Raw genomic sequence first — 25,622 nt, forward strand, 5'->3', positions numbered from 1 at the left:
GGCTCGCGCGCCAGCCGGATTACGGGCACCTGTCCGTCCGGTTCGATCTCGTGGCGATACTACCGCGCCGCTGGCCCGTACATGTGGAGAACATCTTCTATGGCCGTTCGTAGAGGGGCCTCAGAACATATTTCATATGAAATCAAATTAGCGCCGTGAAACGGTCATAGGAATGCCGCCTTCCGGCTGCGTGGTCAGTTTCTGCACCGGCCACGGCCGGGTTTCCGGCAGCGCATCGAAGCGAAACCGCGAAAACAGGACCGCCAGCGCGATAATGGCCTCCTGCATGGCGAAGCTGGCGCCTATGCAGACCCGCGGGCCTGCGCCGAAAGGCAGATATTGGAAACGGTCGATCCTGTCCCGGTTTTCCGGGTGGAAGCGTTCCGGCATGAAGGCTTCCGGCTGCGGCCAGAGCTTGCGATGCCGGTGAACGGTCCAGGGCATGACAAGGACCTGTGTGCCCTTCGGGATCTTCTGGTCCTTGTAGATGTCGTCTTCAACCGCCTCGCGATTGATGGACGGCGCGGGCGGGTAAAGCCGCAGCGCCTCCTCGAAGGCGGCACGCGTCAAAGGCATCGCATCCGTCCATTTCACCGGATCGGGCTCGGTAGCCAGAACGCGATCGATCTCCGCCTCGATGCGTTCGCGCTCCCACGGTGCCTGTGAAAGGCAATAGAGCATCCAACCGAGAGCGCGCGCAGTGGTCTCATGGCCAGCGCCGATGAAGGTGATGATGTTGTCCTCGATCTCGGCCCGCTTCAGGCCCTCCGGTCCCTCGGCGCGCATGAGCAGGGTCAGGAAATCCTCAGGCACGTCGGTACCCTGTTCCATCTTCCCGCGCCGCATCTCCATGGTGCGGGCGACGATGTCTCGGAAGAAAGCCAGCGAATTGCGGCCGAGCAGCCGGGTGATGCGCGGCAGCCAGTCGGGCGCACCCAGCAAGTCCAGCGGATCGACACGCCCCATGGTCTCGAACAGACGATCCACCTGATGAGCGAAGCTGCCAGGCTCACCAGCGACCTCTCCCGAAAACAACGTCTCTGCGAGGATATCGAAAGTGAGAAGCGTCATATCGCGCGAGACATCGACCGGTCCATTCGCATTTTCGTATTTTTCGACGAAAGCCTGGCTGCGCTTCAGCATTGGCTGGGCGAAACCGGCGATATGGCGTGGTGTGAAGACTGGAGCCATGGCTTTGCGCGAGCGCTTCCAGACCTCGCCCTCGGCCGTCAGCAACCCGTCGCGCAGGATCGGTCGCAGGATCTTCTGACGCACGCGCGCCATCTTGTAGTTCCTGGCATTGTCTATCAGCACATGGCGGATAAGCCCTGGATCGTTGACTATCAGGAGCGGACCGCCGATCCCGTTCACGGAAATCCATGGCTCATTATAGGAGGGTTCGCCCCACAGCTCGAGCGGATTGCGATAGACAATGCGGATCATCTGAAGCGCCGAAGGCGGGCTGCTTCGCGGTTTCGGCGCGGGCGGGACGAAAGGGCTCGGCTTGGTGTCCATGACGGCTCCTTGTAGGCCCGAATTTAGGCCTGCAAGAGTCCATCTTCAAATGAACCTTTCGCAATCAGTCCGCTGGAACAGATGGTCTCTTCAAAAGTTGGGCGGATATGGCGTGTGGTCGCCAGACAGAAACAGGAGATGGACATGAACTGGAATCAGATCGAAGGAAATTGGGAGCAGTTCAAAGGCCAAGTCCAGCAGCAATGGGGCAAGCTGACGGACGACGATCTGGAGATCATCAAGGGCAATCGACGCGAACTCGCCGGCCGTATCCAGGAACGCTATGGCCGGGCCGAGGACGAAGCCGATCGGGAAATCGACAATTGGTTAGCGCGCCATTGATGGATTACCCGACAGGCTGAGCTTTTCGAGCGCCTCCGCGCATGCGCGGAGGTATTTCATCTCAATATGCCGGGCGTTCCCATGAAGGGAAGGGGTCGGCCAGATGCTTCCATTGCTCGGGCAGAAAAGCCGGTGCATCGAGAAGACAACTGTCAAGCTCGGCGCAGATGCGCACCTCATTCATCGGGTGGCAGCCAATAAAGACGATCTCTTGCCGGCGGTCGCCCCACATCGGATCAAAGTATGGTTCCATGGCCTGCCGCCATTCCCGGTCGCGCGGCCATCGCGTTTCCGGTATGGAGGACCACCACGAACCGCGGCGGCTCGTGCGCACCAGTGCCCCGGCCTGGCTGATTTCACCAACATGGTCGGGGCGAGTCGCCAGCCAGAAGAAGCCTTTTGCGCGCAACACGCCGGGCCACTCCTTGCCGATAAAGCGCTGGAAGCGGGCAGGATCGAACGGTTTGCGCTGGCGGTAGACGAAAGAATGGACGCCATATTCTTCCGTCTCGGGAATATGGTCCTTGAAGCCATGCAGTTCCTTGAGCCAGAGCGGATGCATGGAAGCGCGCTCGAAATCGAAGCGACGCGTATCGAGGATGCGATCGACCGGCACTTTCGCGAAATCCGTCTCGATGATCTCGGCGTCGGCATTCAGGGCCCGCACGATCAGGCGGGCATGACGAAGATCCTCACTGCGCGCCGAAGAAACCTTGTTAAGGATGATGACGTCTGCGAACTCGATCTGCTCCACGAGGAGATCGACAAGCGTGCGTTGATCCTCCGCACCGAGCGATTCGCCTCGTTCGCGCAGGAAAGCCTGGGAAGAATAATCCTTGAGCAGATTCGCGGCATCGACCACCGTCACCATGGCATCGAGACGCGCCACATCCGAAAGGCTCCGGCCCCATTCGTCGCGGAAGGCGAAGGTGGAGGCAACCGGCAAGGGCTCCGAAATGCCAGTCGATTCAATCAGCAGACAATCGAAGCGGCCTTGGCCGGCCAAGGCGGCGACCTCCTTCAGGAGATCGTCACGCAAGGTGCAGCAGATGCAGCCGTTCGTCATTTCGACGAGCTGTTCTTCGGTGCGCGAGAGATCCGCCCCGCCATCACGAACCAGCGAAGCGTCAATGTTGACCTCGCTCATGTCATTGACGATCACCGCTACCTTGCGGCCCTCTCGATTGTTGAGAACGTGATTCAACAGAGTGGTCTTCCCGGCCCCAAGGAAGCCAGATAATACCGTAACGGGAAGGCGGCTATTCATCGCACACTCCTTTAGAAATGTTATTACATAACAATCTTCGCCGTGAAAAAAGGGCGCAATTCCGCCCCTTTTTAAGCTCGGCGAGAGAGCGCCGCCCCTCTCAGCTCGCCTCCGAAAGGCAGCTCTTAAGCGATTTTGTGAGATTGCGGATGAGCTGGAAATAGAGGTCCGGCCCGTCCGTCAGTTCAGCACCGAGCGGATCGAGGACGCCAGCCTTCGCATCCGTTCCTTCCGCCACCACATCGACCAGCTTGGGCTCGAATTGCGGCTCGGCGAAGATGCATGCCGCGCCGAGTTCCTTCACCTTTGCCTGTATCTCGGAAACACGCTGCGCGCCGGGCAAGACTTCCGGGCTGACGGTGATCGAGCCCACCGCTCGTACTCCAAAGCGGTTTTCATAATACTGATAGGCATCGTGGAAGACGATGAAGGGCTTGTCCTTGACGGAAGCCAGTTCGCGCTCCGTCTCGGCCACCAGCGCGTCCAGTTGCGCCTTCATTTCCTCTGCGTTGGCAGAGTATTTTTCCGCATTGTCAGGATCGGCCTTGGCCAGGGCTTCCTCTATTTCATGCACCATCGCCTTGGCATTGAGGGGGTCGAGCCAGAGGTGCATGTCGGTCTCGCCATGGGCATGTTCCTCATGACTATGCTCTTCATGTGCATCCTCATCCTCATGCTCATGGCCTTCGGCGGCATGGGCATGATCTTCATGACCATCTTCCTCATGCTCGTGCGAATGCGCCTCGAAGGGCCCGCCTTCGCGGAACTTCAACCGGGTAAGGCCATGCGCTTCGCCAAGCTCCACGATGGTGGCATTGGCGGCAAGACTCTCCAGCGGCTTTTCGAGAAAAGCCTCGAGGTCATGTCCGACCCAGAAGACGAGCTTGGCATTTTCCAACGCGCTCGCCTGCGAGGGGCGCATGGAATAAGCATGCGGCGAGCCGGCACCCTCCACGATCAGATCCGGTGTGCCAACCCCCTCCATCACCGCAGACACCAGCGAGTGAACCGGCTTGATGGAGGCTACCACGCCATCAGCCGCACCAGCTGTCCCCGTGCCGGCTGCAATCGCCAGCAGGGAGGCCAGCAGAATCTTCCGAGTTGCCGTCATCTATAGTCCTTTCCGCAGATAAGGAATGCAATAAGAATGTTATGATATTACATCAATTGCGTAACGCTATAACGTGTGCGATAAGGCGTGGCAAGCTGGAATCGGAAATGTTGAAGTCACATCAACCACGGAAGCGCATCCTTGTTGAAATGCGTGGGGCCGGCGTCTTCCGCGGCGGGCGCTGGCTCGTGCGAGGCGTGGACCTGACCGTAAGCGCCGCCGAGATCGTCACTTTGATCGGACCCAACGGTTCCGGCAAGAGCACGACCGCCAAGACCGCGATTGGTGTTCTGAAACCCGACGAGGGCACCGTCGAACGCGAACGGAACCTACGGGTTGCCTATGTACCGCAGAAGGTCGCCGTGGACTGGACGCTGCCGCTTAGTGTCGAACGGCTCATGACCCTGACCGGCCCGCAAAAACCGGCCGCGGTCGCCGATGCGCTCAAGGCCGTGGGCATTTCCCATCTGGCGAAGGCGGAAGTGCAGACACTTTCGGGTGGCGAGTTCCAGCGGGCCTTGTTGGCTCGCGCTCTTCTGCGTGACCCCGATCTCCTGGTGCTGGACGAGCCCGTCCAAGGGGTGGATTTCAATGGTGAAGTGGCGCTTTATGAACTCATCCGCGACATCCGCGACCGCACCGGCTGCGGCGTCTTGCTCATTTCCCATGATCTTCATGTCGTGATGGCAGCCACGGATACGGTCGTCTGTCTCAACGGGCATGTCTGCTGCCGCGGCACACCCGAAAGCGTGATCGGCAGTCCGGAATATCTGAAGCTGTTCGGTGCTCGTGCGGCAGGCACGCTGGCGATTTATCGCCATCATCACGACCATACCCATCTCGCCGACGGTCGGGTACGGCATGCCGACGGCACGATTACCGACCATTGCCATCCCGGCGATGGCCATCACCATGACCGCCACAGCCATGCGCATGACGACGCTAGGCGGCGCGATGCTTGACGACTTCTTTACCCGCGCTCTCGTGGCCGGCATAGGCATTGCGCTTACGACGGGGCCGCTCGGCTGCTTCGTCGTCTGGCGACGCATGGCCTATTTCGGCGACACCATGGCACATTCGGCACTGCTGGGCGTCGCGCTCGCCTTCCTTTTCGAGATCAATCTCATGGCCGGCGTCTTCGTGATCGCGGCCGCCGCGTCCGTGGCGCTGCTCCTGTTGCAGAGGCGCGGCGCGCTTTCAACCGACGCCCTACTCGGCATCCTGTCCCATTCGACCCTGGCGCTCGGCCTCGTCATGGTGGCCTTCATGACCTGGATCCGTATCGATCTGATGGGCTTTCTCTTTGGCGACATCCTTGCCGTTTCGCGCGCGGACATCGCCTTCATCTATGGCGGCGGCGTTCTGGTTCTTGCGCTGGTCATATGGCTCTGGCGGCCGCTTCTTGCCGCCACCGTCAATGCCGAGATCGCCGAAGCCGAAGGTTTGAGGCCGGAGCGCTCCCGCGTTGTCTTCATGCTGCTCATGGCCGGTGTGATCGCCATCGCCATGAAGATCGTCGGCATATTGCTCATCACCTCGCTTCTGATCATTCCGGCGGCCACTGCGCGCCGATTTGCTTCCACGCCGGAGCGCATGGCCGTCGGAGCCTCGCTGCTTGGGGCACTGGCCGTCACTGGCGGCCTGTTCGGATCATTAAATTTCGACACGCCCTCCGGCCCTTCGATCGTTGTGGCGGCGCTCGTCCTTTTCCTGATAAGTCTGTTGCCGCTGCCGGCGCTGCGCGGCACGGCCATACGAAGCGGGAGCCCGCAAACATGAAAGCACCGGCGGAACTGACCAAGAACCAGGCTCTCGTCCTCGACGCACTCTCACATGCGGAAGGCCCCCTCAGCGCCTATACGATCCTCGACCGGCTGCGCGACGACGGTTTCCGCGCGCCGCTGCAGGTCTATCGCGCACTGGAGAAATTGCAGGAACTGGGCCTCGTCCACCGGCTCGAAAGCATCAATGCCTTCGTTGCCTGCGCGCATCCCCATGACCATCATCAGGAACTGATTGCTTTTGCCATCTGCGAAAACTGTGGCAAGGTCGACGAGTTTTCCGACGAGATGGTGGAAGAACGGCTGGGCCGCTGGGCTAAGGCACATGACTTCCGCCCGTCCAAGACGACGATCGAAATCCGCGGCGCCTGCAGAACCTGCTCGTCGGCTTGAGGAACCCAGCCGGCGCCTCACGCCTTGAATAATTGTATCAGGTTCCCGCAGGTGTCCTCGAAGACCGCCTGATCATCCACGATCACGCTGGTCAATTGAGTTTGATCACGGCGGGTCTCCCTCACTCCGCACCAAAGCGCTTCTTGTATTCGTCTTCCAGTCGGATCACGGAAGACCAGAAGCCGCTGGCTTCCCGGCCTTCCAGCAGTGCCGCGAGCACGGCCAGATGCGCATGCCAGCCGGAGGAGACATTCGCCATTTCCGCCTTGCCGGGCAATTTGCGATGGGTGAGCACGAGAAGCACCTTGTCGCCTTCCGGAAACAATTCGAACATGACTTCGCTGGCATGGCCGTCGTCGGGCCATGTCATGGCCAGAAGCCGTGGCGGATCGAATTCGGTCACCTCGCATTGCGAATGGATGCCCTTTTCCATGAATTTGAACCGTTCCGGCGTCGGCTCGAACGTGATCTCGGAATGATGGAAGAACAGGTTCACCCTCCCGCCGGCACGCAGCTCCATCTCGCCGCCGGCAAGCCATTTTTTCCGTTTCTCCGAATCCGTCAAATAGGCCCAGACGCGTTCTATGGGACCGGGAAGGAGACGTTCCACGCGCACCGTGTCCGAGGCGGTCTGAACGCCATAGGCATTGTTGTCGATCGTGGTCATGTTTCTGTCCTCTTCGCTTCGATCGCTGGTCCTGGCCGGCGGTCATCCCTTTGGGTTTTCCCCTTCGCTTGCCGCTTGATCCTCCGCTTCCAGGAGCGCCTCGAGCGTATCGAGACGGCGGGTCCAGAACCGCTCATAGTAGCGCAGCCATGCCTGCGCCTCGGCGAGACGGGCAGCTTCGAGCCGGCAATAATGCATGCGGCCGGCGATCCGCCGCCGCACGAGGCCGGCTTTTTCCAGCACCTTCACATGCTTCGACGCGCCGGCCAGCGACATGGCGAAAGGTTCCGCCAGTTCGCTCACGCTCTGCTCGCCCTGTGCCAGCCTGTGAAGCATCGACCGTCGCGTGGAGTCGGCGAGGGCGTGGAACACGGCGTCCAGAAATGCAGGGGAATGCTCAACCATATGGTTTACAATAGAGACGCAGCCCCAATTGTCAACCACATGGTTTAATATCGAGCAAAAAGGAAACCCCGGAACCGAAGCTTCGGGGCTTTCTGGTGAATTTTATGCGCCTCAGGCTGAAGGCTGTTTGGTCTTCCTGAGATAAGGCAGGATCGTCTCGAAAGAGCCGAACCGCTTGATCGCATCCTCGTTGGAAACGGCGGCCGTTATGATCACATCCTCGCCCTGCTTCCAGTTTGCGGGCGTGGCGACCTGATGCTTGGCGGTGAGCTGTATTGAGTCGATCGCGCGTAGGATCTCGTCGAAGTTGCGGCCTGTCGTCATTGGATAGGTCAGCACGAGCTTGATTTTCTTGTCCGGGCCGATGACGTAGACGGAACGCACCGTCGCATTGTCGGCGGGGGTGCGTCCTTCAGAGCTGTCGCCGGATTCGGCCGGCAGCATGTCGTAGAGCTTGGCGACCTTGAGATCCTTATCGCCGATAAGCGGATAGTTGGGCGCAAAACCGGTAGCGGTCTTGATGTCCTCTTCCCACTTGGCATGGCTTTCAACCGGATCAACCGAAATGCCGATGATCTTCACATTGCGTTTCTTGAATTCGTCGTTGAGACCAGCCATCGTCCCAAGCTCGGTCGTGCAGACCGGTGTGAAATTCTTCGGGTGACTGAAGAGAACGGCCCAGCCGTCACCGATCCACTCATGGAAATTGATCGTGCCCTGCGTGGTTTCAGCGGTAAAATCAGGGGCGGTATCGTTGATGCGCAGTCCCATCTGGCGTCTCCTTTCCTGCAAGGTCGCGGCGAAACACTGTTCGCGGTTGATTGATTGTGGCCATCATAGCGCAAACGCCGGCCGTTGCGAGAAAGAGAAAGATGATTTTCGTGCTCAAATGGAATGAAGTCGGAAGAAACCACGCCTCCGGAGAATGTTTTTCTCCAGGCGGGGCACGGTTTTCGCACCTGGGAAAAATAATGAAAAATCAGCAGACTATATAAAAAGCAAATGTGGCCGCTCGCGATTTGTGTGACGGTGTATCTCCATAGGAGTTCCCGACATGACGATCGCTCAGAAATTCCCGGTCGCCGATCTCGTCGAAGCCCATATCCGCGCGCACTCCGCCCGCAGCATGCCGATCTCGATTGCCGGTGCGATCCGTGCCGTCAGGCTGTCTGCTCCGCATTGCGAGATGACGGATTGCGAACTTACCAATGTCATCGTCCGCATTGCGATAATGAACGGCCGCAGCATCTTCTTCGACCGGGGCGAGGAGGAATCCGAGAAGCTTCCTCCCATTCGATGACACTGCGTGGACTACGCAGCGTCTCGAACCTGATAGTCCTTGACCGAGGCAAAACGTATCTGTTTCCAGCGGTCAGCCTCGTAATTGAGGCCAAATTCATGCGGAGCGAGAAAGACCGGGTCGCCGTCGAGATCGCGCGCCATGTCCCCGCGATGCGCATCCATGAAACGCTGCAGTTCGCCCCTGTCGTCGGCGGAAATCCACCGGCACACGGAAAAGCGCGCCTGTTCGAAATCGACCGGTAGCTGATATTCATTCTTTAGCCGTTCGCGCAGGACGTCCAGCTGTAGCGCTCCGACCACGCCTACGATGGCCGGCGAGCCGTCCTCCGGCGTGAAGAGCTGAACAACACCTTCCTCGGCCATCTGCTGCAGCGCATCCTTCAGCTTTTTCGCCTTCATGGCATCGCCGAGGCGTACGCGGCGCAGGATCTCGGGCGCGAAGTTCGGCACCCCGCGAAACAGTATCTCCTCGCCTTCTGTCAGTGTATCACCGATCCTGAGCGTACCATGGTTCGGGATGCCGACCACATCGCCTGCATAGGCCTCGTCGGCGGTTATGCGCGAACGGGCGAAGAAGAATTGCGGCGCCGAAAGGCTGATCGGCTTGCCCGTGCGCACCAGCTTCGCCTTCATGCCGCGCTCCAGCTTGCCCGAGCACACGCGCACAAAGGCGATGCGGTCGCGATGATTCGGGTCCATATTTGCCTGTATCTTGAAGACGAAGGAGGTCATCTTGTCCTCCGTCGCCTCCACCTTGCGCGTGTCGGCTTCCTGAGCCCGCGGCTGTGGACCATATTGCCCTAGCGCCTCGATCAGATCCCGTACGCCGAAATTCCTCAGCGCAGAGCCGAAATAAACCGGTGTCAGATGCCCTTCGCGAAAGGCATTCAGGTCGAAGGGACGGCAGGCTTCGCGAGCCAGATCCAGTTCCTCGATGAAAGCAGGCCGCTCATTGTCGGGAAGCAGGCCTGCCACGCGGTTCGAATCCGGCCCGTTGACCTTCGTCCATTCGGTCTCGGCATCGCCGCGCCGCACCGCGTTGTCGGCCAGATGATAGGTTCCGGAGAATGTCTTGCCCCGGCCGATTGGCCAGGTGACCGGCGCGGTGTCGAGGGCCAGCTTCTCCTCGATCTCATCGAGGATTTCGAACGGGTCGCGGCTTTCGCGATCCATCTTGTTGATGAAGGTCACGATCGGAATGTCGCGCAGCCGGCAGACCTCGAAGAGCTTCAGCGTGCGCGGCTCTATACCCTTGGCCGCATCGATCACCATCACCGCGCTGTCGACTGCTGTGAGCGTCCGGTAGGTATCGTCTGCGAAATCCTCATGCCCCGGCGTGTCGAGCAGATTGAATACATGGTCGCCATACTCAAACGTCATCACGGAAGTCACGACCGATATGCCGCGCTCGCGCTCGATCTTCATCCAGTCCGAACGGGTCTGGATCCTGTCTTTCTTCGCCTTGACCTCGCCGGCAAGCTGGATCGCGCCGCCAAAAAGCAGGAGCTTTTCTGTCAGCGTCGTTTTGCCCGCGTCGGGATGCGAAATGATCGCAAAAGTGCGGCGGCGCGCTACCGCGTCGGCAATATTCTCTGCCATTTTTCCTGAAATCCTTTTGGTGGCAGGGGTTTTAGCAGCGCTTTGCTGCAGTGTCGAATGCGAATCTTTGCCCGGTACCGAACTATGCGGTGACGGACTTGCCGAAACCGGTTGATAGCTCCACGACCGTGTTGACGGTCGCGAGTGTCATGGCCATAGCATCGATCATGATCGAGCGCGCCAACCAACCGATACTCGGCATCGTGCGCCTGCCGCATTCCGAGGGACTTCCGCTGCCTGCCTATGAGAGCGAGGAGGCTGCGGGCATGGATTTGCGTGCAGCCGTGCCCGAGGATCGGCCCCTCATACTCCTGCCCGGAAAGCGGTTGCTCGTTCCGACTGGCCTCGTCTTCGAAATTCCGGCCGGTTTTGAGGGACAAGTGCGTCCGCGCTCCGGTCTTGCGCTGAAACATGGCGTCACCTGCCTTAACACGCCCGGCACCATCGACTCGGACTATCGCGGCGAGGTGAAGGTTCTGCTCGTAAATCTGAGCGACGAGGATTTCGAGATCACGCGCGGCACGCGCATCGCACAGCTTCTGATTGCGCCCGTGTCACGCGCCGTAATCGAGGAGCGTAGTCACGCCGGTGCTACGGCTCGCGGTTCCGGCGGCTTCGGCTCCACCGGGACGGCCTGAGCATCAAATTCTCCGAAAACGGATCGAGTTGGGCGGCTGCCCGTAAGGTCACAGGGTGGCAGCAGAATGGCGTGCCACGCTTGACAAGCCGTCGCATGCAGGAGCCAATCTGCCGCCATGCCCTGTTCGGCTTGTTCTTTTTGAAGGTGGCACGATGGCGAGTTCACCCGAAGCTTTCCGCGCCCTGCACGATGGTCCGGGCGCCTTCGTTATACCCAATCCCTGGGACGTCGGTACGGCGAGGCTGCTTGCCTCCTTTGGCTTCAAGGCCCTGGCCACTACCAGCGCCGGCTACGCCTTTTCGCGCGGGCTACCCGACGGAGGCGTGGGCTTCGAGGACATGATGGCCCATTGCCGCGAGATCGTCAGCGCCACAGAACTGCCGGTTTCCGCCGATCTCGAAAGAGGCAAGGGAGATGCACCAGACAGCGCCGCCGAAACGATCTTTGCCGCCGAAGCGGTTGGGCTGGCGGGCTGCTCCATCGAGGACGCCACCGGTGATCCCACCAATCCGATCTACGATTTCTCGCAGGCGGTGGAGCGTGTGGCGGCTGCCGCAGAAGCTGCCCGCTCGCTGAAGCGCGATTTCGTCTTCACGGCGCGGGCCGAGAATTTCCTCTGGGGCCGCCCAGATCTCGATGACACGATCAGGCGTTTGCAGGCCTTCGAAGAGGCGGGCGCAGATGTGCTTTACGCGCCTGGCCTGACCGACATCGGGATGGTGCGAACTCTCTGCTCTTCGGTTTCGCTCCCGGTCAATGTGCTGGCCGTCGATGGCTTCACCGTCTCCGCAGTTTCACAAGCCGGGGCCCGGCGCATTTCGCTCGGCTCCAAGCTGACAACCGCCGCTTTTGGCGTGGTCGAGCGTGCGGCGAAGGAAATCCTTGACGAAGGAAGCTTCACCTTCGCCCGCGAGGCCATGCCTTTCGCGACCCTGCAGAAAATGTTCGCAACGCAGACGAAATGATGTCCCAAGCTCTGACCGTCGTCGACATGCATACGGGCGGCGAACCCTTGCGCATCGTCMCCGGCGGCTATCCGCCGATTCCTTCCGGAACGATCCTCGAAAAGCGTGCTTTTGTGCGCGAAAATCTCGACCATCTGCGCAGGATCCTGATGTTCGAGCCGCGCGGTCATGCCGATATGTATGGCGCCCTGCTGGTCGAGCCGGATTTGCCGGGCGCCGACATGGCCGTGCTCTTCATGCACAACGAGGGTTATTCGACTATGTGCGGCCATGCCATCATCGCGCTTGGCCGCTATGCGGTCGATCAGCGATTGGTGGAACCGAGCGAACCCGTTACGACGGTCAATATCGAATGCCCCTGCGGAATGGTCGTTGCCACCGTCGAGGTCAGGCAAGGAAAGGCCGGCGCAGTCACCTTCGAAAGCGTGCCGGGCTTCCTGTTTGCCCGAGACCGGACCATCGATCTGGCAGGATACGGCCCGATACACTTCGACATCGCCTATGGCGGGGCCTTTTATGCGATCGCGGATTGCGCTCAGTTCGGCCTGGCTTTTGGCCGTGAGCCAATCCGGACTTTCATCGACGCCGCAACCTCTCTCACGGAAAAGGTGAAGGCGGAGATCCCGCTGTCCCATCCGGACCACGAGGATCTGGCCTTCCTCTACGGCACGATCCTGACCGACGGGGACCATGGAGATGGCAAGCCATCGAAGAACATCTGCGTCTTCGCCGATGCGCAGGTCGACCGTTCCCCGACCGGCTCAGGCGTTACGGCGCGGCTTGCGGCCATGCACGCCAAAGGACTGGTCGCGGCCGGAGAACCGCGCGCCTTTGAAAGCATCACCGGTTCCCGCTTCACTGGCCAGGTCAGCCGCAGTGTGAAGGCCGGGAACCTGGATGCGGTCGTAGTCGGCGTTGCCGGCCGCGCCCATTATTGCGGGCAAGCCGAGTTCGTTGTCGAGGAAGACGATCCCCTCGGCGGCGGGTTCCTGGTGCGATGAAAGCCGCACCAGATTCCCGCCGAAGTAACTATCATGCGCCGATCTTGCCGCCACCCTGTTTGGTAATCGCAACCACCGCGGGACGGACGGGCATGTCATCCCGGAAATCCGGCCAGCGGGTCGAGAGATCCTCGTAATAGGACGGACGGCCGAAACCATCCCAATCCTCGCCGCCGTCACCCGGATGCTGCACGGCCACGAAAGCCGTTTCGTCGTCCGGCGTAAAGAGGGGGCCGCAAAGCTCGGCGCCGACCGGCACCCGGAAGAAGAGCTTTGACGTACCGCGCGCCTCGCCTTCGGTATCGACAGCCCAGAGTCCGTCGGTGCGACCGGTATCCGACGGTGAGTTGCCGTCGGTTGCTACCCACAGCCGCCCAACCGAGTCGATGGCGCAATTGTCGGGCATGCCAAACCAGCCGTTCTTCGTCGTCTCCGTGGAGAAGGAGGCACCGACCTCGGCCACCGAGGGGTCGCCGCATTTCAACAGCACTTCCCAGCGGCCCTTGGTGGCGGCGAAATCGCCGCCGTCTTCCGCGATCTCGATGATATGACCGAAGGCGTTCTCCGCACGGGGGTTCGCCGCATCGACCTGGTCGTCCGTGCGCTTGGTATTGTTGGTCAGCATCACATAGACTTTGCCATTGACGCCGTTCGGCTGGACGTCTTCCGGCCGGTCCATCTTCGTGGCACCGAGAAGATCGCCTGCGCGTCGGACTTCGATGACGACATCGGCTTGGCTGTTGAATCCGTTTTCGGCCGTCAGCGGTCCCTGTCCATGGACGAGCGGCAGCCATTCCATGGTGCCGTCTTCTTCGAACTTGGCAACATACAGCGTACCCTCGTCGAGCAGGTCCATGTTGGCGGCGCGGTCGTCCGGATTATAGGTGCCGGCGGTCACGAACTTGTAGACATAGTCGAAGCGCTCGTCGTCACCCAGATAGAATACGACGCGCCCGTCCTGGGCGACGATGGACTCCGCCCCCTCATGCTTGAAGCGGCCGAGCGCAGTGCGCTTCTTCGGCGTAGAGTTCGGATCCAAGGGATCGACCTCGACAATCCAGCCGAAACGGTTCGGCTCGTTCGGCTCCTTGGAAAGATCAAAGCGATCGTGGAAATTGAACCAGGCATAGGTCTCGTCCGGCGCGCCAAGCCGTTCGTAATTCACGACTTCCGGATGCCCTTCCGGAAGCTGGCCACCGAAATAGCCGTGGAAGTTTTCTTCTGCCATGATGTATGTGCCCCAGGGCGTCACACCGCCGGCGCAATTGTTTATCGTGCCAAGCACTTTCGTGCCCGAGGGATCCGCATTGGTTTTCAGCCGATCGTGACCGGCGGCGGGACCGGTCAGCTCCATCTCGGTCGTTGCCGTGATGCGGCGGTTCATGGTGCCATCACGCACTACCTGCCATTTGCCATCGACGCGACGTATTTCCACGATCGAGCCGCCATGCGCGGCCATTTCGATGGCGACGCGCTTCTCATCGGCAGGGGCGATCTCGATCTTCCCATCCTTCACGGTAACGATGCCGGGGAACATCAGATGCTCGTTGGTATATTCGTGGTTCACGACCAGGAGGCCGTGATCGCTTGCTCCCTCCAGGGGGATGAAGCCGACATAGTCGCTGTTGTAGCCGAACTGCTTCACCTGTGCTTCCGGCGTCTGGTTGGCCGGATCGAATTCCGGCGCATCCGCGAAGATCGGGTCACCCCAACGGAGCAGCACATCGGCATCGTAGCCCTCAGCGACGTGGTGGTTCTCGTCGATGCCTGCTTCCACTTCCTTGAAGCTGAAGGCGGAAGCGCTCTGGGCACGCGCTTCGTCGGCAAGCATGAGCGCCATCGGGCTCACCGTGGCGGCGATGGCGGAAACCGCCAGTGAACCTTGCAGAAAACCGCGGCGTGAGAACCGGCGCGAGATGACCTCGCCCATGGTCGGATTTTCAGATCTGTTGGTGCCTGGGCCGTCATTCTCCTCGAGAAGACTGGTGCGGAACGGGCTTTGTGCCGGATTTGCTGTCATGGCATTGACCTCTGGCTGATATACTGGCTGGATCAGCAAGGCCCTACCCTCCATCCATTACAAAGCCATGACAGGCTCGGATTTCGATTGCCACTGGCTTATGCTGGTCCCCAGATGGGAGGATGAGCCCAGGGAGGACAGTGATGGACGGATCAGAAACCGGGAAGCCCAAAGCCGGGCGAGGACGCATCTACGGGTCAATCACAGAGACGATCGGCGACACGCCGCTGGTCAGTCTCGACAAGTTCGCGAAAGAGAAAGGCATTGTCGGCCGGCTCCTTGCCAAGCTTGAATTCTTCAATCCCGTGGCCAGCGTGAAGGACCGCATCGGCGTTGCCATGATCGAGGCGCTGGAAGCCGAGGGGCGCGCCGTGCCTGGTCGCACCGTCCTGATCGAGCCCACTTCCGGCAATACCGGCATTGCCCTCGCCTTCGCCGCAGCCGCCAAGGGCTACCGGCTGATCCTGACCATGCCCGAGACCATGTCGATCGAGCGCCGCAAGATGCTGAAGCTGCTCGGTGCCGAACTTATCCTCACTGAAGGTCCGCTGGGCATGAAAGGCGCCATCGCCAAGGCCGAGGAACTGATGGCGACGCTGCCTGATGCGGTCATCCCGCAGCAGTTCGAGAATGCCGCCAATCCCGAGATTCATCGCCGGACCACTGCCGAGGAGATATGGAACGACACGGCCGGCGCTGTGGACATCTTTGTCGCCGGGATCGGCACCGGCGGCACGATCACCGGGGTCGGCCAGCTCCTGAAAACGCGCAAACCGGATGTGCGTGTGGTCGCCGTCGAGCCAAAGGACTCACCGGTGCTTTCCGGTGGAGCGCCGGGTCCCCACAAGATACAGGGTATCGGCGCTGGCTTCGCGCCAAAGATTCTCGACACTTTCGTCTATGACGAGGTGGTTACGGTTTCGAACGACGACGCATTCGCCAATGCCCGCCTGGTTGCAAGGCTCGAGGGCATCCCCGTTGGCATATCGTCGGGGGCGGCATTGCAGGCCGCCATCGTCGTAGGCAGCAGGGCCGAAAATGAGGGCAAATCCATCGTGGTCATCATACCGTCCTTCGCCGAACGCTATCTGTCGACGGCGCTTTTCGATGGCCTCGACCAGTGAAGATGGGCCGTTATCGGACCTGTGCCTGGAAATAAACACCTTGCATTTCGGCTGCAGTCTCTGACAATGCGCGCGATTTGCGTCCGATATAAGGGAGGAACTGGATGTTGATTGTTAAAACGAAACTGATTGCTGCGGGTGCCGTGGCCCTGTCGCTCGGTCTGGGCTCGATCGCTGCCAAGGCCGATGAATTCATCAACGTGCTGACCGGCGGCACGTCCGGCGTCTACTATCCGCTCGGGGTCGCCCTCTCCAAGATATATGGCGACAACATCGAAGGGGTCCGCACCCAGGTGCAGGCCACCAAGGCTTCCGTCGAGAACCTGAACCTTCTCCAGCAGGGACGCGGAGAGATCGGTTTTGCTCTCGGCGATTCCGTGCAGGCGGCGTGGGAAGGCGTGCAGGAAGCCGGCTTCCCCCAGAAGCTCGACAAGATTCGCGCTATAGCGGCCATCTACCCGAACTATGTCCAGATCGTCGCATCGAAGGAATCCGGCATCACGGATCTCGCCAGCATGAAGGGCAAAAGCCTTTCCGTCGGTGCGCCGGCATCCGGCACCGAACTCAATGCACGGGCCATCTTCGAGGCGGCCGGGATGAGCTATGAGGATCTGTCCAAGACCGAATATTTGCCTTTTGGCGAATCGGTCGAGCTCATCAAGAACCGCCAGCTGGATGCGACCCTTCAGTCGGCCGGTCTCGGTGTCGCGTCGATCAAGGACCTGGCCGTCTCAGTGCCGACCACGGTCGTCGCCGTGCCGGCGGAAGTTGCCGAGACTCTTGGAGCACCCTTCCTTGCGGCCACCATCCCGGCCGGGACCTATGAGGGCCAGACCGAAGATGTGCCGACTGTCGCCATCACCAATATCCTCGTGACCCACGAAGGTGTTTCGGACGAAACCGCCTATCAGATGGCGAAGCAGCTTTTTGAGCATCTGGACGAGATGGTGGCGGCGCATGCGGCCGCAAAAGCCATCACGCCCGAACAGGCGGCAAAAGGCTTGCCGATCCCGCTTCATCCGGGCGCGGAGCGTTATTATAAGGAAGCCGGGCTGCTCTAGAGTCGGAGCTCCTGCCATATGTTTTGCGGCCGGCGCATGGAAGCGCCGGTCGTGTCGTATGATGATAACAAAAGACATTGCCGGAGCTGTTCATGACGGATGTCAGCAGCCAGACCGAAGCCGCCACAGCGGCCGTTCACGATCCTACCCATGGCAGCTTTCCGGATAACCGCGAAGGCCGCCTGCTTTTCTGGATAGCCGTTGCCTTTTCGCTCTATCAGATCGGCACGGCCGCCCATGTGATCAATCTGCCGAGCCAAGTCCTGCGCGCGTTTCATGTCGGTTTTCTCCTCCTTTTGACCTTTCCGCTCGTCGCGGCCATGACCAACCGTTCATTCCCGATGCGGGTGCTGGCATGGCTCCTGGCAGCGGCTGGCATTGCGGTCGCGCTCTATCAGTGGTGGGAATATGCTCCGCTCATTACGCGGGCCGGCTTTCCGTTGACACGCGACATCGTGTTCGGCTGCATCGCTCTTGCGACGGTCTTCATCGCTGCCTGGGTGATCATGGGGCCTGCCCTGCCCATCATTTCCGGGCTGTTCCTGGCCTATTCCTTGTTCGGGGAGTATCTGCCGGCGCCGCTCAACCATCGCGGCTATGATTTTGAACAGGTCATCGACCATATGGCTTATGGCACCGAAGGCATATACGGCATACCCGTCTATGTCTCGGCGACCTATATCTTCTTGTTCATTCTGTTCGGTTCGTTTCTCGAGCGGGCTGGAATGATCCGGCTCTTCACCGATGTATCGCTCGGCTTCGTTGGCCATGCCAAGGGCGGTGCGGCCAAGGTTGCGGTGATCTCCTCCGGGCTGATGGGCATGATCTCCGGGTCCGGCGTGGCCAATGTTGTCACGACCGGCCAATTCACCATTCCGCTTATGAAACGCTTCGGCTATCGGCCCGCATTCGCCGGCGGCGTCGAGGCAACCGCATCCATGGGCGGCCAAATCATGCCGCCGGTCATGGGCGCTGTCGCATTCATCATGGCCGAGACCTTGGGTATCGAATATTACGAGGTGGTCAAGGCGGCGATCATTCCGGCCATTCTGTATTTCAGTTCCGCTTTCTGGATGGTTCATCTCGAAGCAGGCAAGCGAAGCCTCCTCGGCCTGCCGAAATCGCAATTGCCGGCGCCGTTGGAGGCCTTGCGCCGGAGCTGGTACCTGATCCTGCCGCTCGCTGCGCTGGTCTATCTGCTTTTCTCGGGATACACGCCGCTTTTCGCAGGCACGATAGGCCTTTCCCTCACCGTGCTTTTGATCCTCGGTACGACGGTGGCGCTGGGCTTTCCCTCTCAAGTCCTGCGTTTCGTATTCTGGATCGGGCTGGGGCTCGTCGCAGCCAGCTTTTTCCGCTACGGCATCAATGTCATCCTTCTGGCCGCGCTGATCCTTATCCTCGCAAATATCTTCGTCGCCGGCGGCCGCGATACGCTTGCAACATGCCGTGACGCGCTTGCCGAAGGCGCCAAGACGGCGCTTCCGGTCGGCGTCGCCTGCGCGGTGGTCGGAATCATCATAGGCACGATGACCCTGACCGGTGTGGCCAACACGTTCGGGCAGTACATCGTCTCGGTCGGTAAGGCTTCGCTGTTCCTGTCGCTCGTGCTGACCATGATCACATGCCTCATTCTCGGCATGGGCATTCCGACCATCCCGAACTATATCATCACCTCCACCATTGCCGGGCCGGCACTGCTCGCGCTCGGTGTGCCGCTGCTTGTCAGCCACATGTTCGTCTTCTATTTCGGCATTCTGGCCGACCTGACGCCGCCGGTGGCACTGGCCTGCTTTGCTGCGGCGCCTATTGCGCGGGAAAGCGGGCTGCGGATCTCTTTCGAGGCGATCAAGGTCGCGGCCGCCGGTTTCGTCATACCCTTCATGGCAGTCTACACGCCGGCTCTCATGCTGCAGGATGGCGGACCACTGGCAACGGCGATCGGCTTCTGGCCGGCGGTTGCTTATATCGTTATCAAGACCGTGTTGGCGATTGGTCTGTGGGGCGCCGCGGTGATCGGCTTCCTGAAAACGAGACTGGCAATCTGGGAGCGCGTCCTTGCCGCCGCGGCTGCCTTCACGCTTGTTGCTGCGTTGCCTGTCACCGATGAGGTCGGATTCCTGCTTTCTGCTCTCATGATCGGTCAGCACTGGTACAGAACACGGACGAGTGCGCCGGAGGCCAGTCAGCCTGCATCGCCGGAGGCCGGAGGCTCTGGCGAAAGGTGAGCCTTTGTGTCGTCATTGCCGGCGGCAAGACGGTTGCCATCGCGGCGGTTGCCTTCACCCTTTCATGGACTCATTCCGTCGAGAAGGTTCGCTGGGAGGAGGAGTGGCAAGTCAAGCCTGGCGGGCTGAAAATCGTTGAGGCGCGCATCCAAGGTTCCGGCGCCGGCATGGAGCCGCCGCCCGGTTCGGTGCTTCAGGATGGCTGGTGGGTCTATGTTCCCGACTTGCCGCTTCAACCCGAGATCAGCCTTGCCACTTCGGGCGCGACCTCGTCAGCATGGTCGCTCTGTGCTGAAGGGCGTTGCATGACCTTGGGCGCCGAAGCCGGCGATCCGGTCGTGCTGCGCCCCTGCGACGGACAGGGGCGCTGATCCTGCTCAGGCGTGGGCCTGGCCGTTATTGCCACGGCGCGCGCAGGCCGGCCCCGGACCGCGCATATAGTGACGTTCCGGGTGATAGCTTGGCGCCATAAACTGGCGCAGAGCCGCGGCATAGCGAGCTATTTTCTTGAACAGCTTCATTGTTTCGTGTCCCGACTTCGGAGTCCCTTCCGAACGCGTCCACCCTACTGGACAGGTGATGAATCATCGGTGAACGTAATGTTAATCTTTCCCCTCAAACGCGCTCTTTCATGACAAAGCACCGCTGATTCGTGCGGTTGCCGCGATTCAATTCGTACTGTGGCGCCGCGGCCACAGGGGCGGGCGCACTCCTTCCCGCCCGTCGTGTCGAAAATTTTCCCGGAATCTTTGTCCAGGCTTCGGAACACCTCATCCGATCCAAAGTTAGGGGACCATCGGCGAACGGGCAGCCGTAGGGCGGATCATCGCCCGCCGTTCGGCCGAACAACAGCGAAGAAAAGAGAGGCAAGAACGATGGGTTTGTTTTCCAGGGACATCAAGACAATGGACGATCTCTTCGTGCACATGTTGCGCGATATCTATTATGCCGAGAAGCAGATAGTGAAAGCCCTGCCTAAGATGATCGAGAAGGCGACCAATCCGCAATTGAAGCAGGGGCTGGAAATGCATCTTCGTGAGACGGAGGGCCATGTGAAACGTGTCGAGCAGGTCTTCGAGATGCACGGTGCGGAAGCAAAGGCCGTCGATTGTCCGGCCATGGACGGTATCATCAAGGAAGCCAACGAACTGGCGAGCGAGGTGGATGACAAGCAGGTTCTCGATGCCGCAATCATCGCTGCTGCACAGGCCGTAGAGCACTATGAGATCACCCGTTACGGCACATTGATGGCATGGGCCAACGAGCTTGGCCGCAGCGATTGCGCCGCGGTTCTGAAGGAGAACCTCGACGAGGAGAAGGCGGCCGACGAGAAGCTGACGGGTATCGCCGAAGAAAGGGTCAATATGGCCGCGGCCGAATAGGCCCGGCCTTCCTGCTCCCGAGCGCCGGCGGCGTTGTCCGCCGGCTTTCCTTTGCACCTTATGTTTTGAGCAGGAACGCCTCTTCGAAGGCTCGCTGCCCTTTCGGACTGAAGCGCACTGCGCGGCTGCCGGATTCCCGCCTGGCCCATTTTTCGGCAATGATCCGATCGAAGATCGCTGCACCGAGCGAACCGGCAAGGTGCGAGCGCCGTACGCTCCAGTCGAGGCAACTGCGGCAGATGACTTGGCACAAAACACGAAAAAGCATCGCCAGGCACAGAAGGCCGGACGCAGCGGCATCTTCGAAAGCTATAGGGCCACGCACCGCTCATATCGTACGCGACTACGGCATTGCGAGCGGGCAGAGGCGCCGGCGGACAGTCGGGATCATCCATGGCTGACCCGGAAAGGATCAGGCGTTGCCGATGAGCACCCCGGCGCCGAAAACAAGCGCGCCACCCAGCACGACTTGGAAGGTCGCACGCAAGAAGGGCGTTTCCATGTAGCGATTCTGGATGAAGGCGATTGCCCACAGTTCCACGAACACGACCGCCACGGCCAGGGCGGTTGCGGTCCAGAAGCTGGAGATCAGATAAGGCAGGGCATGACCGAGCCCACCGATGGCTGTCATGATCCCGGAGGCAAGCCCGCGTTTGATCGGCGATCCGCGCCCGGAAAGCTTGCCGTCGTCATGGGCGGCTTCGGTGAAGCCCATGGAGATGCCCGCGCCGACCGAGGCTGAAAGGCCGACCAGGAAGGTCTGCCATGTGTCATGGGTGGCGAATGCAGCCGCGAAGATCGGCGCCAGCGTCGAGACCGAGCCATCCATCAGCCCGGCGAGCCCCGGCTGCACATAGGTCAGGATGAACTGCCGGCGTTCCCTAGCCTTCTCCTCGTCCTGCACTTCCGTAGGGGCATGGGTGGCGGTAAGCCGGCGGGCCAGCGACTCATGCGATCTCTCGGCAGCGGCAAGGTCACCCAAAAGTTTTCGTGTCGCCGCATCCGTCGCACGTTTCGCCGCCTCGACATAAAAGCGGTGCGCCTGTTCCTCCATTGCCTCGGCCTGCGTCCGCACCTTGTCGAGCCCCAGCGGCCGCACCAGCCAGTCGGGCTTGCGCTCGTAATAGCCGCGCACATGCTCGCGGCGGATCAGCGGTATGTGCTCGCCGAAGCGGCTGCGGTACAGATCGATCAGAGAGCGGCGATGGCGGTCTTCCTCCTCGGCCATCCCGTCGAAGATCTTTGCTGATTGGGGATAGTTCTCGCGCAGTCCATCGGCATAGGATTGGTAGATGCGGCCGTCATCCTCTTCAGAGGAAATGGCAAGGGCGAGGATTTCTTGTTCGGAAAGCGAATCGAAGGAGCGGCGATTGAAGCCGAAGACACGGGCAAGCATGATGAAAATGACCTAGTTTAGAATTATTCTAAACTAGGCAGGAAGGCGATCGAGGTCAAGATGCACTCCTCCCCTCTTCGTTGGGGACAAGGCGATAGACTCCGCATCTGCCCAGAGGCAAAGCCTCTCCCTCAGCCGCGCTTGTCCCGTCGCGAAGCGACAATTGCCAGAAGATTATCCCTGGTTACATCGAGCACGGCATCGGCTTCGCGCTGGCCGATATCGCGCCAGCCCATGCGCCGCTTCACCACTTCGCGGCCTATCCGGAAGTAGATGACCTGCCCGAACAGCGTAAAGACCGTCAGCTTGGTGCGGTCACTGTCAGCGGGCTCGCCCGTCGCCGCCTTCCACAGGCCGCAGAGCTTTTTGTGAAACGGCTCGAAGACGCCCTCGTAGATAGTATCGAGCGCCTGCGTCGGATGGGCCATCTCGCGCAATATGAATTGCACGATAGCACCTGCTTCCGGCCGCGAGACGATGAAGCCCACCATGCTTTCCAGCACCGGCAGCAGGAAGGCTTCGGCCTCGGCAGGGCTCATCCTGCGCGGATCCGACAGATTGACGCCCGCAAATGCATCACCGGCAATCCCCCCGATGGTCTCGACGATATAGGCCGCACAGGCTTCCCGAAGGCCTTCCTTTCCGCCGAAATGGTAGGCTATCGACCCTATATTGGCTTTGGCCACCGCCGCGATCTCCCGCGTCGACGCGGCGTCGAAGCCTTTCTCTCCGAAAAGCTTCAGCGCAGCATGCAGGAGCGCATGACGCGTATGTTCGACCGAGGTGATCCGTGCGGTTGCGGCCCGGCCTTGTACAGGGTTGGCTTTGGTGGAACCAATTTCGGACGTCGCCATTGCTACCCTCTCGGACGTGATCCTAATCAATCGAATGATTAGTATAAAATAGCCTCAACATGGCGGCTTGTCACAATGCGGCTGAAGGCTTGCAAGCAAATGCGTCGCGCGCTTCTATGGCGGCCATGGCTGAGGAGGTCGAACGGAAATTCCTGATTGCGGGAGATAGCTGGCAGGCGGAAAGCCGGCCGGAGGCCATTGCCATTCGCCAATTCTATGTAGTGGCCGAGCCGGACCGCAGCGTCCGAATCCGGATCATGAACGGTGAAAAGGCCACGCTGACTCTGAAATTCGGTGCTCAGGCGCGGGTGCGCCAGGAGTTCGAATATCCGCTTGCCCTCGATGAGGCCTTGGGATTGCAATCCTTCGCGATCGGCAATGTGATCGAGAAGACCCGCAACATTGTTCCCCATGGCGGCTTCCTCTACGAGGTGGATGTTTTCGGCGGTGCCCTTGCCGGTCTCGTCATCGCCGAGCTTGAAACGGACCAGGACGTCCCGGCCACAAGTCTGCCGCCCTGGCTTGGCCGGGAAGTCACGGGCGATAGCGCCTATTACAACGCATCTCTGGCGCTGAAGGGGTTTCCGGAGACACGCTCATGAGTTTCATGATCGATCCGTCACGGCCGCTCAATTCCGAGATAAGCCGCATCATCCGGGAAGAGTGCAATCGCGCCATCACGGAATTGTCGGACACGAAAAGCGATCGTCACGAGGCGCTGCACGAGATCCGCAAGGGCCTGAAACGGATTCGCGCGCTTCTGCGCCTCATCCGTGCAGGCGACCGGGCTTTCAGCAAGGCCGAGAATGCACGTTATCGGGAGATCGCCGCCAGACTTTCTCATGCCCGCGATGCCGGGGCCCTGGTCGAGACCGTGGATCGCCTGGCCAACGGCGATGCCGCCGGATTGGCAGCGCTTCGAGACGGTCTTGCGGAGCGCCGTGATCGCATCGTTGGAGAAGGCGACGATTCAGCGGAAATGATTGCTGGTGTGCTTGCGCGCTTTCACGTCGGGATCAAGGCAGCCGGTTCGGTGAACCTGGCCGATGACCGAAAGAAAGCGGCGCAAATACTTGCCAGCGGCCTGGAGAGAAATCTCCGCCATGCATGGAAATCCATACGGCGGGCAGAGAAGCACGGCGGCCCGGAAGATTTCCACGAGTTGCGCAAGGCGGCTAAGGATCACGCCATGCATCTCGAACTTGCCGCCCTTGTCTGGCCCGGACGGACGACCAAACGCCTCTCAGCCGCAAAAAAGCTCGGCGACAAGCTCGGCGAACTCAACGACATCGCAGTCATGCGTCATGTATTGGAAACCGAGGGAGCGGAGATCGCACCCGAAACGGAGATCCAGTCGTTGCAGCAACGTATGAAGAAGAAGCAGAAATCCCTGAGCCGGACATGCCTGGCGAATGCGAGGCGGCTTTTCGATATTTCTCCGGGGAAGGTCGCCAAAAAGGTTGCTCTCAACTATCGTCAGGCCCAGTCCCGCCCCGACAGAGCATCGTCAAATGGGCAAATGCCCTCATTGCCGCGGCTGGAGCGTTCCTTGTCGGCGACAGACCGAAAAGCCTGATGTCGCAGCAGGCCAATACCCTTCTCGACCGGATCGGCCGTATTCTCGCTGCATGGCTGCGAACGGAATCCTCCGGCTATGAGCCCTACACTCCGTCCGACTTCGAGACCCTGCACCGCACGCTCCAGCCCGGCGACATACTGCTGATTGAGGGCAATCAGCGCATATCGGCGGCGATCAAATATCTGACCCAGTCGACCTGGAGCCACGCTGCCCTCTATGTCGGCGAGGAACTGCCGGAGCCAGCCGGCGGCGGCGAACGGCCGCGTCTTGTCGAGGTCAATCTCGGCGAGGGTTGTGTCGCAGTGCCGCTTTCAAAATATCGCACCTATAACACGCGTATATGCCGCGCCAGCGGCCTGACGCCTGATGATCGGCAGGCCATCGTTCGTTTCATGACAGAGCGGCTCGGTCTGCGGTACGACATGCGCAACATCTTCGATCTCCTGCGCTATTTCCTGCCCACGCCACCGGTGCCGGTGCGCTGGCGGCGTCGCATGATCGCGCTGGGTTCCGGAGATCCGACACGGGCCATCTGCTCCACGCTCATCGCCCAGGCCTATCAGGCGGTTGGCTATCCGATCCTCCCCGAAATCCCCGCCGAGCCCGGACAGGCTTCCGCGCAGTCGGATTACTCCCGCCGCGAAATCCTCCACATCCGCCATCATTCGCTTTTCACGCCGCGTGATTTCGATCTCTCGCCCTATTTCCAGATCGTCAAACCGACCCTCGTCTACGGCTTCGACTACAAGAAAGTAAAATGGGTCGGGACCGAGGCAGATTCCGAGGCGGGCAGGCTGATCGAGGCCGCATCGCAGAAATTCGACGATCGAATGGGCCCGGCCTCGCGCAATTGATGCGGTCAGCGAGCGAGCCTATCTTCATCGCGCTGCAAAGGCAGAGCCCTCTGCGTGCCTGGCGATGAATATGTGGATAAGGATAAAACCGGCGGACAGGAAGGGACGTTGCTGTCCGCCGGTTTGAACATGGCGC

At 60.4% G+C, this 25,622-nt stretch carries 27 protein-coding genes and 1 pseudogene; 16 read left to right on the plus strand and 12 right to left on the minus strand.

Annotation, left to right across the window (positions count from 1 at the left end; genetic code table 11):
- Positions 1-147: 147 nt before the first annotated feature.
- A complete protein-coding gene (locus L598_RS17480; protein WP_144864631.1) occupies positions 148-1,515 on the minus strand; it encodes a cytochrome P450 in 1,368 nt (455 codons plus the stop codon).
- Between the two features lie 144 nt (positions 1,516-1,659).
- Between L598_RS17480 and L598_RS17485 the strand changes: the two genes are divergently transcribed.
- A complete protein-coding gene (locus L598_RS17485) occupies positions 1,660-1,857 on the plus strand; it encodes a CsbD family protein (protein ID WP_144864633.1) in 198 nt (65 codons plus the stop codon).
- Between the two features lie 61 nt (positions 1,858-1,918).
- Here the strand turns inward: L598_RS17485 and zigA are convergent, their stop codons facing one another.
- Together zigA and znuA are read right to left on the minus strand one after the other, a co-directional pair.
- A complete protein-coding gene (gene zigA / locus L598_RS17490) occupies positions 1,919-3,124 on the minus strand; it encodes a zinc metallochaperone GTPase ZigA (RefSeq protein ID WP_144864634.1) in 1,206 nt (401 codons plus the stop codon).
- Between the two features lie 100 nt (positions 3,125-3,224).
- Positions 3,225-4,235 (minus strand): zinc ABC transporter substrate-binding protein ZnuA, encoded by a 1,011-nt coding sequence (gene znuA, locus L598_RS17495; protein ID WP_144864636.1) that lies wholly within the window; start codon positions 4,233-4,235, stop codon positions 3,225-3,227.
- A gap of 107 nt (positions 4,236-4,342) precedes the next feature.
- Here znuA and L598_RS17500 point away from each other — a divergent pair, with 107 nt between their 5' ends.
- From L598_RS17500 to L598_RS17510, 3 genes are read left to right on the plus strand one after another with little or no spacing between them, the layout of a single operon-like run.
- Positions 4,343-5,197 carry a metal ABC transporter ATP-binding protein gene (locus L598_RS17500; RefSeq protein ID WP_144864638.1) on the plus strand — a complete coding sequence of 285 codons (855 nt, stop codon included), beginning with the start codon at positions 4,343-4,345 and terminating at the stop codon, positions 5,195-5,197.
- Positions 5,190-6,014: a metal ABC transporter permease gene (locus tag L598_RS17505; RefSeq protein WP_144864747.1), complete on the plus strand. Its 825-nt coding sequence runs from the start codon at positions 5,190-5,192 to the stop codon at positions 6,012-6,014. Before L598_RS17500 ends, L598_RS17505 begins: the two co-directional genes overlap by 8 nt.
- A complete protein-coding gene (locus tag L598_RS17510; RefSeq protein WP_144864640.1) occupies positions 6,011-6,409 on the plus strand; it encodes a Fur family transcriptional regulator in 399 nt (132 codons plus the stop codon). Before L598_RS17505 ends, L598_RS17510 begins: the two co-directional genes overlap by 4 nt.
- A gap of 121 nt (positions 6,410-6,530) precedes the next feature.
- On the opposite strand, the gene L598_RS17515 is transcribed toward L598_RS17510, so the two are convergent.
- From L598_RS17515 to L598_RS17525, 3 genes are all read right to left on the minus strand, one after another.
- Positions 6,531-7,076, minus strand: coding sequence for an SRPBCC family protein (locus L598_RS17515; RefSeq protein ID WP_144864642.1), 546 nt, complete (start codon positions 7,074-7,076; stop codon positions 6,531-6,533).
- A gap of 42 nt (positions 7,077-7,118) precedes the next feature.
- Positions 7,119-7,481, minus strand: a complete 363-nt coding sequence (locus L598_RS17520; RefSeq protein ID WP_144864643.1) for a metalloregulator ArsR/SmtB family transcription factor — start codon at positions 7,479-7,481, stop codon at positions 7,119-7,121.
- A gap of 111 nt (positions 7,482-7,592) precedes the next feature.
- On the minus strand, positions 7,593-8,252 hold the full coding sequence (locus L598_RS17525; RefSeq protein ID WP_144864645.1) for a peroxiredoxin: 660 nt from the start codon (positions 8,250-8,252) through the stop codon (positions 7,593-7,595).
- Positions 8,253-8,535: 283 nt separating this feature from the next.
- Between L598_RS17525 and L598_RS17530 the strand changes: the two genes are divergently transcribed.
- On the plus strand, positions 8,536-8,781 hold the full coding sequence (locus L598_RS17530; RefSeq protein ID WP_144864647.1) for a hypothetical protein: 246 nt from the start codon (positions 8,536-8,538) through the stop codon (positions 8,779-8,781).
- Between the two features lie 11 nt (positions 8,782-8,792).
- On the opposite strand, the gene L598_RS17535 is transcribed toward L598_RS17530, so the two are convergent.
- Positions 8,793-10,382 (minus strand): peptide chain release factor 3, encoded by a 1,590-nt coding sequence (locus L598_RS17535; protein ID WP_144864649.1) that lies wholly within the window; start codon positions 10,380-10,382, stop codon positions 8,793-8,795.
- A gap of 167 nt (positions 10,383-10,549) precedes the next feature.
- Here L598_RS17535 and dut point away from each other — a divergent pair, with 167 nt between their 5' ends.
- The 3 genes from dut to L598_RS17550 all read left to right on the plus strand — a co-directional run bounded on the left by dut (position 10,550) and on the right by L598_RS17550 (position 12,988).
- Positions 10,550-11,020, plus strand: coding sequence for a dUTP diphosphatase (gene dut / locus L598_RS17540; protein ID WP_246658812.1), 471 nt, complete (start codon positions 10,550-10,552; stop codon positions 11,018-11,020).
- A 154-nt stretch (positions 11,021-11,174) separates the two neighbouring features.
- Positions 11,175-11,987 (plus strand): isocitrate lyase/phosphoenolpyruvate mutase family protein, encoded by an 813-nt coding sequence (locus L598_RS17545; protein WP_144864652.1) that lies wholly within the window; start codon positions 11,175-11,177, stop codon positions 11,985-11,987.
- On the plus strand, positions 11,987-12,988 hold the full coding sequence (locus L598_RS17550) for a proline racemase family protein (RefSeq protein ID WP_144864654.1): 1,002 nt from the start codon (positions 11,987-11,989) through the stop codon (positions 12,986-12,988). The genes L598_RS17545 and L598_RS17550 overlap by 1 nt, the downstream gene beginning before the upstream one ends.
- Positions 12,989-13,019: 31 nt before the next feature.
- Here L598_RS17550 and L598_RS17555 read toward each other — a convergent pair whose 3' ends face one another.
- A complete protein-coding gene (locus tag L598_RS17555; protein WP_144864657.1) occupies positions 13,020-15,008 on the minus strand; it encodes a PhoX family phosphatase in 1,989 nt (662 codons plus the stop codon).
- A 143-nt stretch (positions 15,009-15,151) separates the two neighbouring features.
- On the opposite strand from L598_RS17555, the gene cysK reads away from it, so the two are divergent.
- The 4 genes from cysK (at position 15,152) to L598_RS17575 (ending at position 19,792) form a co-directional block, all read left to right on the plus strand.
- Positions 15,152-16,132 carry a cysteine synthase A gene (gene cysK, locus L598_RS17560; protein ID WP_186445079.1) on the plus strand — a complete coding sequence of 327 codons (981 nt, stop codon included), beginning with the start codon at positions 15,152-15,154 and terminating at the stop codon, positions 16,130-16,132.
- A gap of 104 nt (positions 16,133-16,236) precedes the next feature.
- Positions 16,237-17,193 carry a TAXI family TRAP transporter solute-binding subunit gene (locus L598_RS17565; RefSeq protein ID WP_144864661.1) on the plus strand — a complete coding sequence of 319 codons (957 nt, stop codon included), beginning with the start codon at positions 16,237-16,239 and terminating at the stop codon, positions 17,191-17,193.
- A 92-nt stretch (positions 17,194-17,285) separates the two neighbouring features.
- Positions 17,286-19,421, plus strand: coding sequence for a TRAP transporter permease (locus L598_RS17570; protein ID WP_144864663.1), 2,136 nt, complete (start codon positions 17,286-17,288; stop codon positions 19,419-19,421).
- Positions 19,418-19,792, plus strand: coding sequence for a DUF1850 domain-containing protein (locus L598_RS17575; protein WP_144864665.1), 375 nt, complete (start codon positions 19,418-19,420; stop codon positions 19,790-19,792). Before L598_RS17570 ends, L598_RS17575 begins: the two co-directional genes overlap by 4 nt.
- A gap of 6 nt (positions 19,793-19,798) precedes the next feature.
- Here L598_RS17575 and L598_RS21505 read toward each other — a convergent pair whose 3' ends face one another.
- Positions 19,799-19,942 carry a hypothetical protein gene (locus tag L598_RS21505; RefSeq protein ID WP_186445080.1) on the minus strand — a complete coding sequence of 48 codons (144 nt, stop codon included), beginning with the start codon at positions 19,940-19,942 and terminating at the stop codon, positions 19,799-19,801.
- A gap of 354 nt (positions 19,943-20,296) precedes the next feature.
- Here L598_RS21505 and L598_RS17580 point away from each other — a divergent pair, with 354 nt between their 5' ends.
- Entirely contained in the window at positions 20,297-20,803 is a 507-nt protein-coding gene (locus tag L598_RS17580; protein WP_144864667.1) for a ferritin-like domain-containing protein, read from the plus strand.
- A 58-nt stretch (positions 20,804-20,861) separates the two neighbouring features.
- Here the strand turns inward: L598_RS17580 and L598_RS21825 are convergent.
- The 3 genes and pseudogenes from L598_RS21825 to L598_RS17600 all read right to left on the minus strand — a co-directional run.
- Positions 20,862-21,044: pseudogene (locus tag L598_RS21825) on the minus strand (transcriptional regulator); the annotation flags it as partial.
- 171 nt (positions 21,045-21,215) lie between these two features.
- On the minus strand, positions 21,216-22,199 hold the full coding sequence (gene mbfA / locus L598_RS17595; RefSeq protein ID WP_144864669.1) for an iron exporter MbfA: 984 nt from the start codon (positions 22,197-22,199) through the stop codon (positions 21,216-21,218).
- Between the two features lie 131 nt (positions 22,200-22,330).
- Complete coding sequence (locus tag L598_RS17600; RefSeq protein WP_144864671.1) at positions 22,331-23,053, minus strand: CerR family C-terminal domain-containing protein; 723 nt, start codon at positions 23,051-23,053, stop codon at positions 22,331-22,333.
- 125 nt (positions 23,054-23,178) lie between these two features.
- Between L598_RS17600 and L598_RS17605 the strand changes: the two genes are divergently transcribed.
- The 3 genes from L598_RS17605 to L598_RS17615 are packed head-to-tail and all read left to right on the plus strand — an operon-like array spanning position 23,179 to position 25,486.
- The gene (locus L598_RS17605; RefSeq protein WP_144864673.1) at positions 23,179-23,655 is read left to right on the plus strand and encodes a CYTH domain-containing protein; all 477 of its coding nucleotides are present in this window, start codon (positions 23,179-23,181) and stop codon (positions 23,653-23,655) included.
- Positions 23,652-24,629 (plus strand): CHAD domain-containing protein, encoded by a 978-nt coding sequence (locus L598_RS17610; RefSeq protein ID WP_144864675.1) that lies wholly within the window; start codon positions 23,652-23,654, stop codon positions 24,627-24,629. The genes L598_RS17605 and L598_RS17610 overlap by 4 nt, the downstream gene beginning before the upstream one ends.
- Entirely contained in the window at positions 24,629-25,486 is an 858-nt protein-coding gene (locus L598_RS17615) for a YiiX/YebB-like N1pC/P60 family cysteine hydrolase (protein WP_144864677.1), read from the plus strand. The genes L598_RS17610 and L598_RS17615 overlap by 1 nt, the downstream gene beginning before the upstream one ends.
- Positions 25,487-25,622: the final 136 nt, after the last annotated feature.

The sequence above is a fragment of the Mesorhizobium sp. J18 genome, assembly GCF_007829525.1.
In the GTDB taxonomy this organism is placed as follows: Bacteria; Pseudomonadota; Alphaproteobacteria; order Rhizobiales; family Rhizobiaceae; genus VLJP01.

Coding starts and splice junctions, on each gene's coding strand:
- L598_RS17545 (WP_144864652.1), top strand. CDS start 11,175: ATGGCGAGTTCACCCGAAGCTTTCCGCGCCCTGCACGATGGTCCGGGC.
- L598_RS17515 (WP_144864642.1), bottom strand. CDS start 7,076: ATGACCACGATCGACAACAATGCCTATGGCGTTCAGACCGCCTCGGAC.
- L598_RS17610 (WP_144864675.1), top strand. CDS start 23,652: ATGAGTTTCATGATCGATCCGTCACGGCCGCTCAATTCCGAGATAAGC.
- L598_RS17530 (WP_144864647.1), top strand. CDS start 8,536: ATGACGATCGCTCAGAAATTCCCGGTCGCCGATCTCGTCGAAGCCCAT.
- L598_RS17485 (WP_144864633.1), top strand. CDS start 1,660: ATGAACTGGAATCAGATCGAAGGAAATTGGGAGCAGTTCAAAGGCCAA.
- L598_RS17505 (WP_144864747.1), top strand. CDS start 5,190: ATGCTTGACGACTTCTTTACCCGCGCTCTCGTGGCCGGCATAGGCATT.
- L598_RS17480 (WP_144864631.1), bottom strand. CDS start 1,515: ATGGACACCAAGCCGAGCCCTTTCGTCCCGCCCGCGCCGAAACCGCGA.
- L598_RS17535 (WP_144864649.1), bottom strand. CDS start 10,382: ATGGCAGAGAATATTGCCGACGCGGTAGCGCGCCGCCGCACTTTTGCG.
- dut (WP_246658812.1), top strand. CDS start 10,550: ATGATCGAGCGCGCCAACCAACCGATACTCGGCATCGTGCGCCTGCCG.
- cysK (WP_186445079.1), top strand. CDS start 15,152: ATGGACGGATCAGAAACCGGGAAGCCCAAAGCCGGGCGAGGACGCATC.
- L598_RS17525 (WP_144864645.1), bottom strand. CDS start 8,252: ATGGGACTGCGCATCAACGATACCGCCCCTGATTTTACCGCTGAAACC.
- L598_RS17580 (WP_144864667.1), top strand. CDS start 20,297: ATGGGTTTGTTTTCCAGGGACATCAAGACAATGGACGATCTCTTCGTG.
- L598_RS17510 (WP_144864640.1), top strand. CDS start 6,011: ATGAAAGCACCGGCGGAACTGACCAAGAACCAGGCTCTCGTCCTCGAC.
- L598_RS17570 (WP_144864663.1), top strand. CDS start 17,286: ATGACGGATGTCAGCAGCCAGACCGAAGCCGCCACAGCGGCCGTTCAC.
- L598_RS17600 (WP_144864671.1), bottom strand. CDS start 23,053: ATGGCGACGTCCGAAATTGGTTCCACCAAAGCCAACCCTGTACAAGGC.
- L598_RS17520 (WP_144864643.1), bottom strand. CDS start 7,481: ATGGTTGAGCATTCCCCTGCATTTCTGGACGCCGTGTTCCACGCCCTC.
- mbfA (WP_144864669.1), bottom strand. CDS start 22,199: ATGCTTGCCCGTGTCTTCGGCTTCAATCGCCGCTCCTTCGATTCGCTT.
- L598_RS17605 (WP_144864673.1), top strand. CDS start 23,179: ATGGCTGAGGAGGTCGAACGGAAATTCCTGATTGCGGGAGATAGCTGG.
- L598_RS17565 (WP_144864661.1), top strand. CDS start 16,237: ATGTTGATTGTTAAAACGAAACTGATTGCTGCGGGTGCCGTGGCCCTG.
- L598_RS21505 (WP_186445080.1), bottom strand. CDS start 19,942: ATGAAGCTGTTCAAGAAAATAGCTCGCTATGCCGCGGCTCTGCGCCAG.
- znuA (WP_144864636.1), bottom strand. CDS start 4,235: ATGACGGCAACTCGGAAGATTCTGCTGGCCTCCCTGCTGGCGATTGCA.
- L598_RS17615 (WP_144864677.1), top strand. CDS start 24,629: ATGTCGCAGCAGGCCAATACCCTTCTCGACCGGATCGGCCGTATTCTC.
- L598_RS17500 (WP_144864638.1), top strand. CDS start 4,343: ATGTTGAAGTCACATCAACCACGGAAGCGCATCCTTGTTGAAATGCGT.
- zigA (WP_144864634.1), bottom strand. CDS start 3,124: ATGAATAGCCGCCTTCCCGTTACGGTATTATCTGGCTTCCTTGGGGCC.
- L598_RS17555 (WP_144864657.1), bottom strand. CDS start 15,008: ATGACAGCAAATCCGGCACAAAGCCCGTTCCGCACCAGTCTTCTCGAG.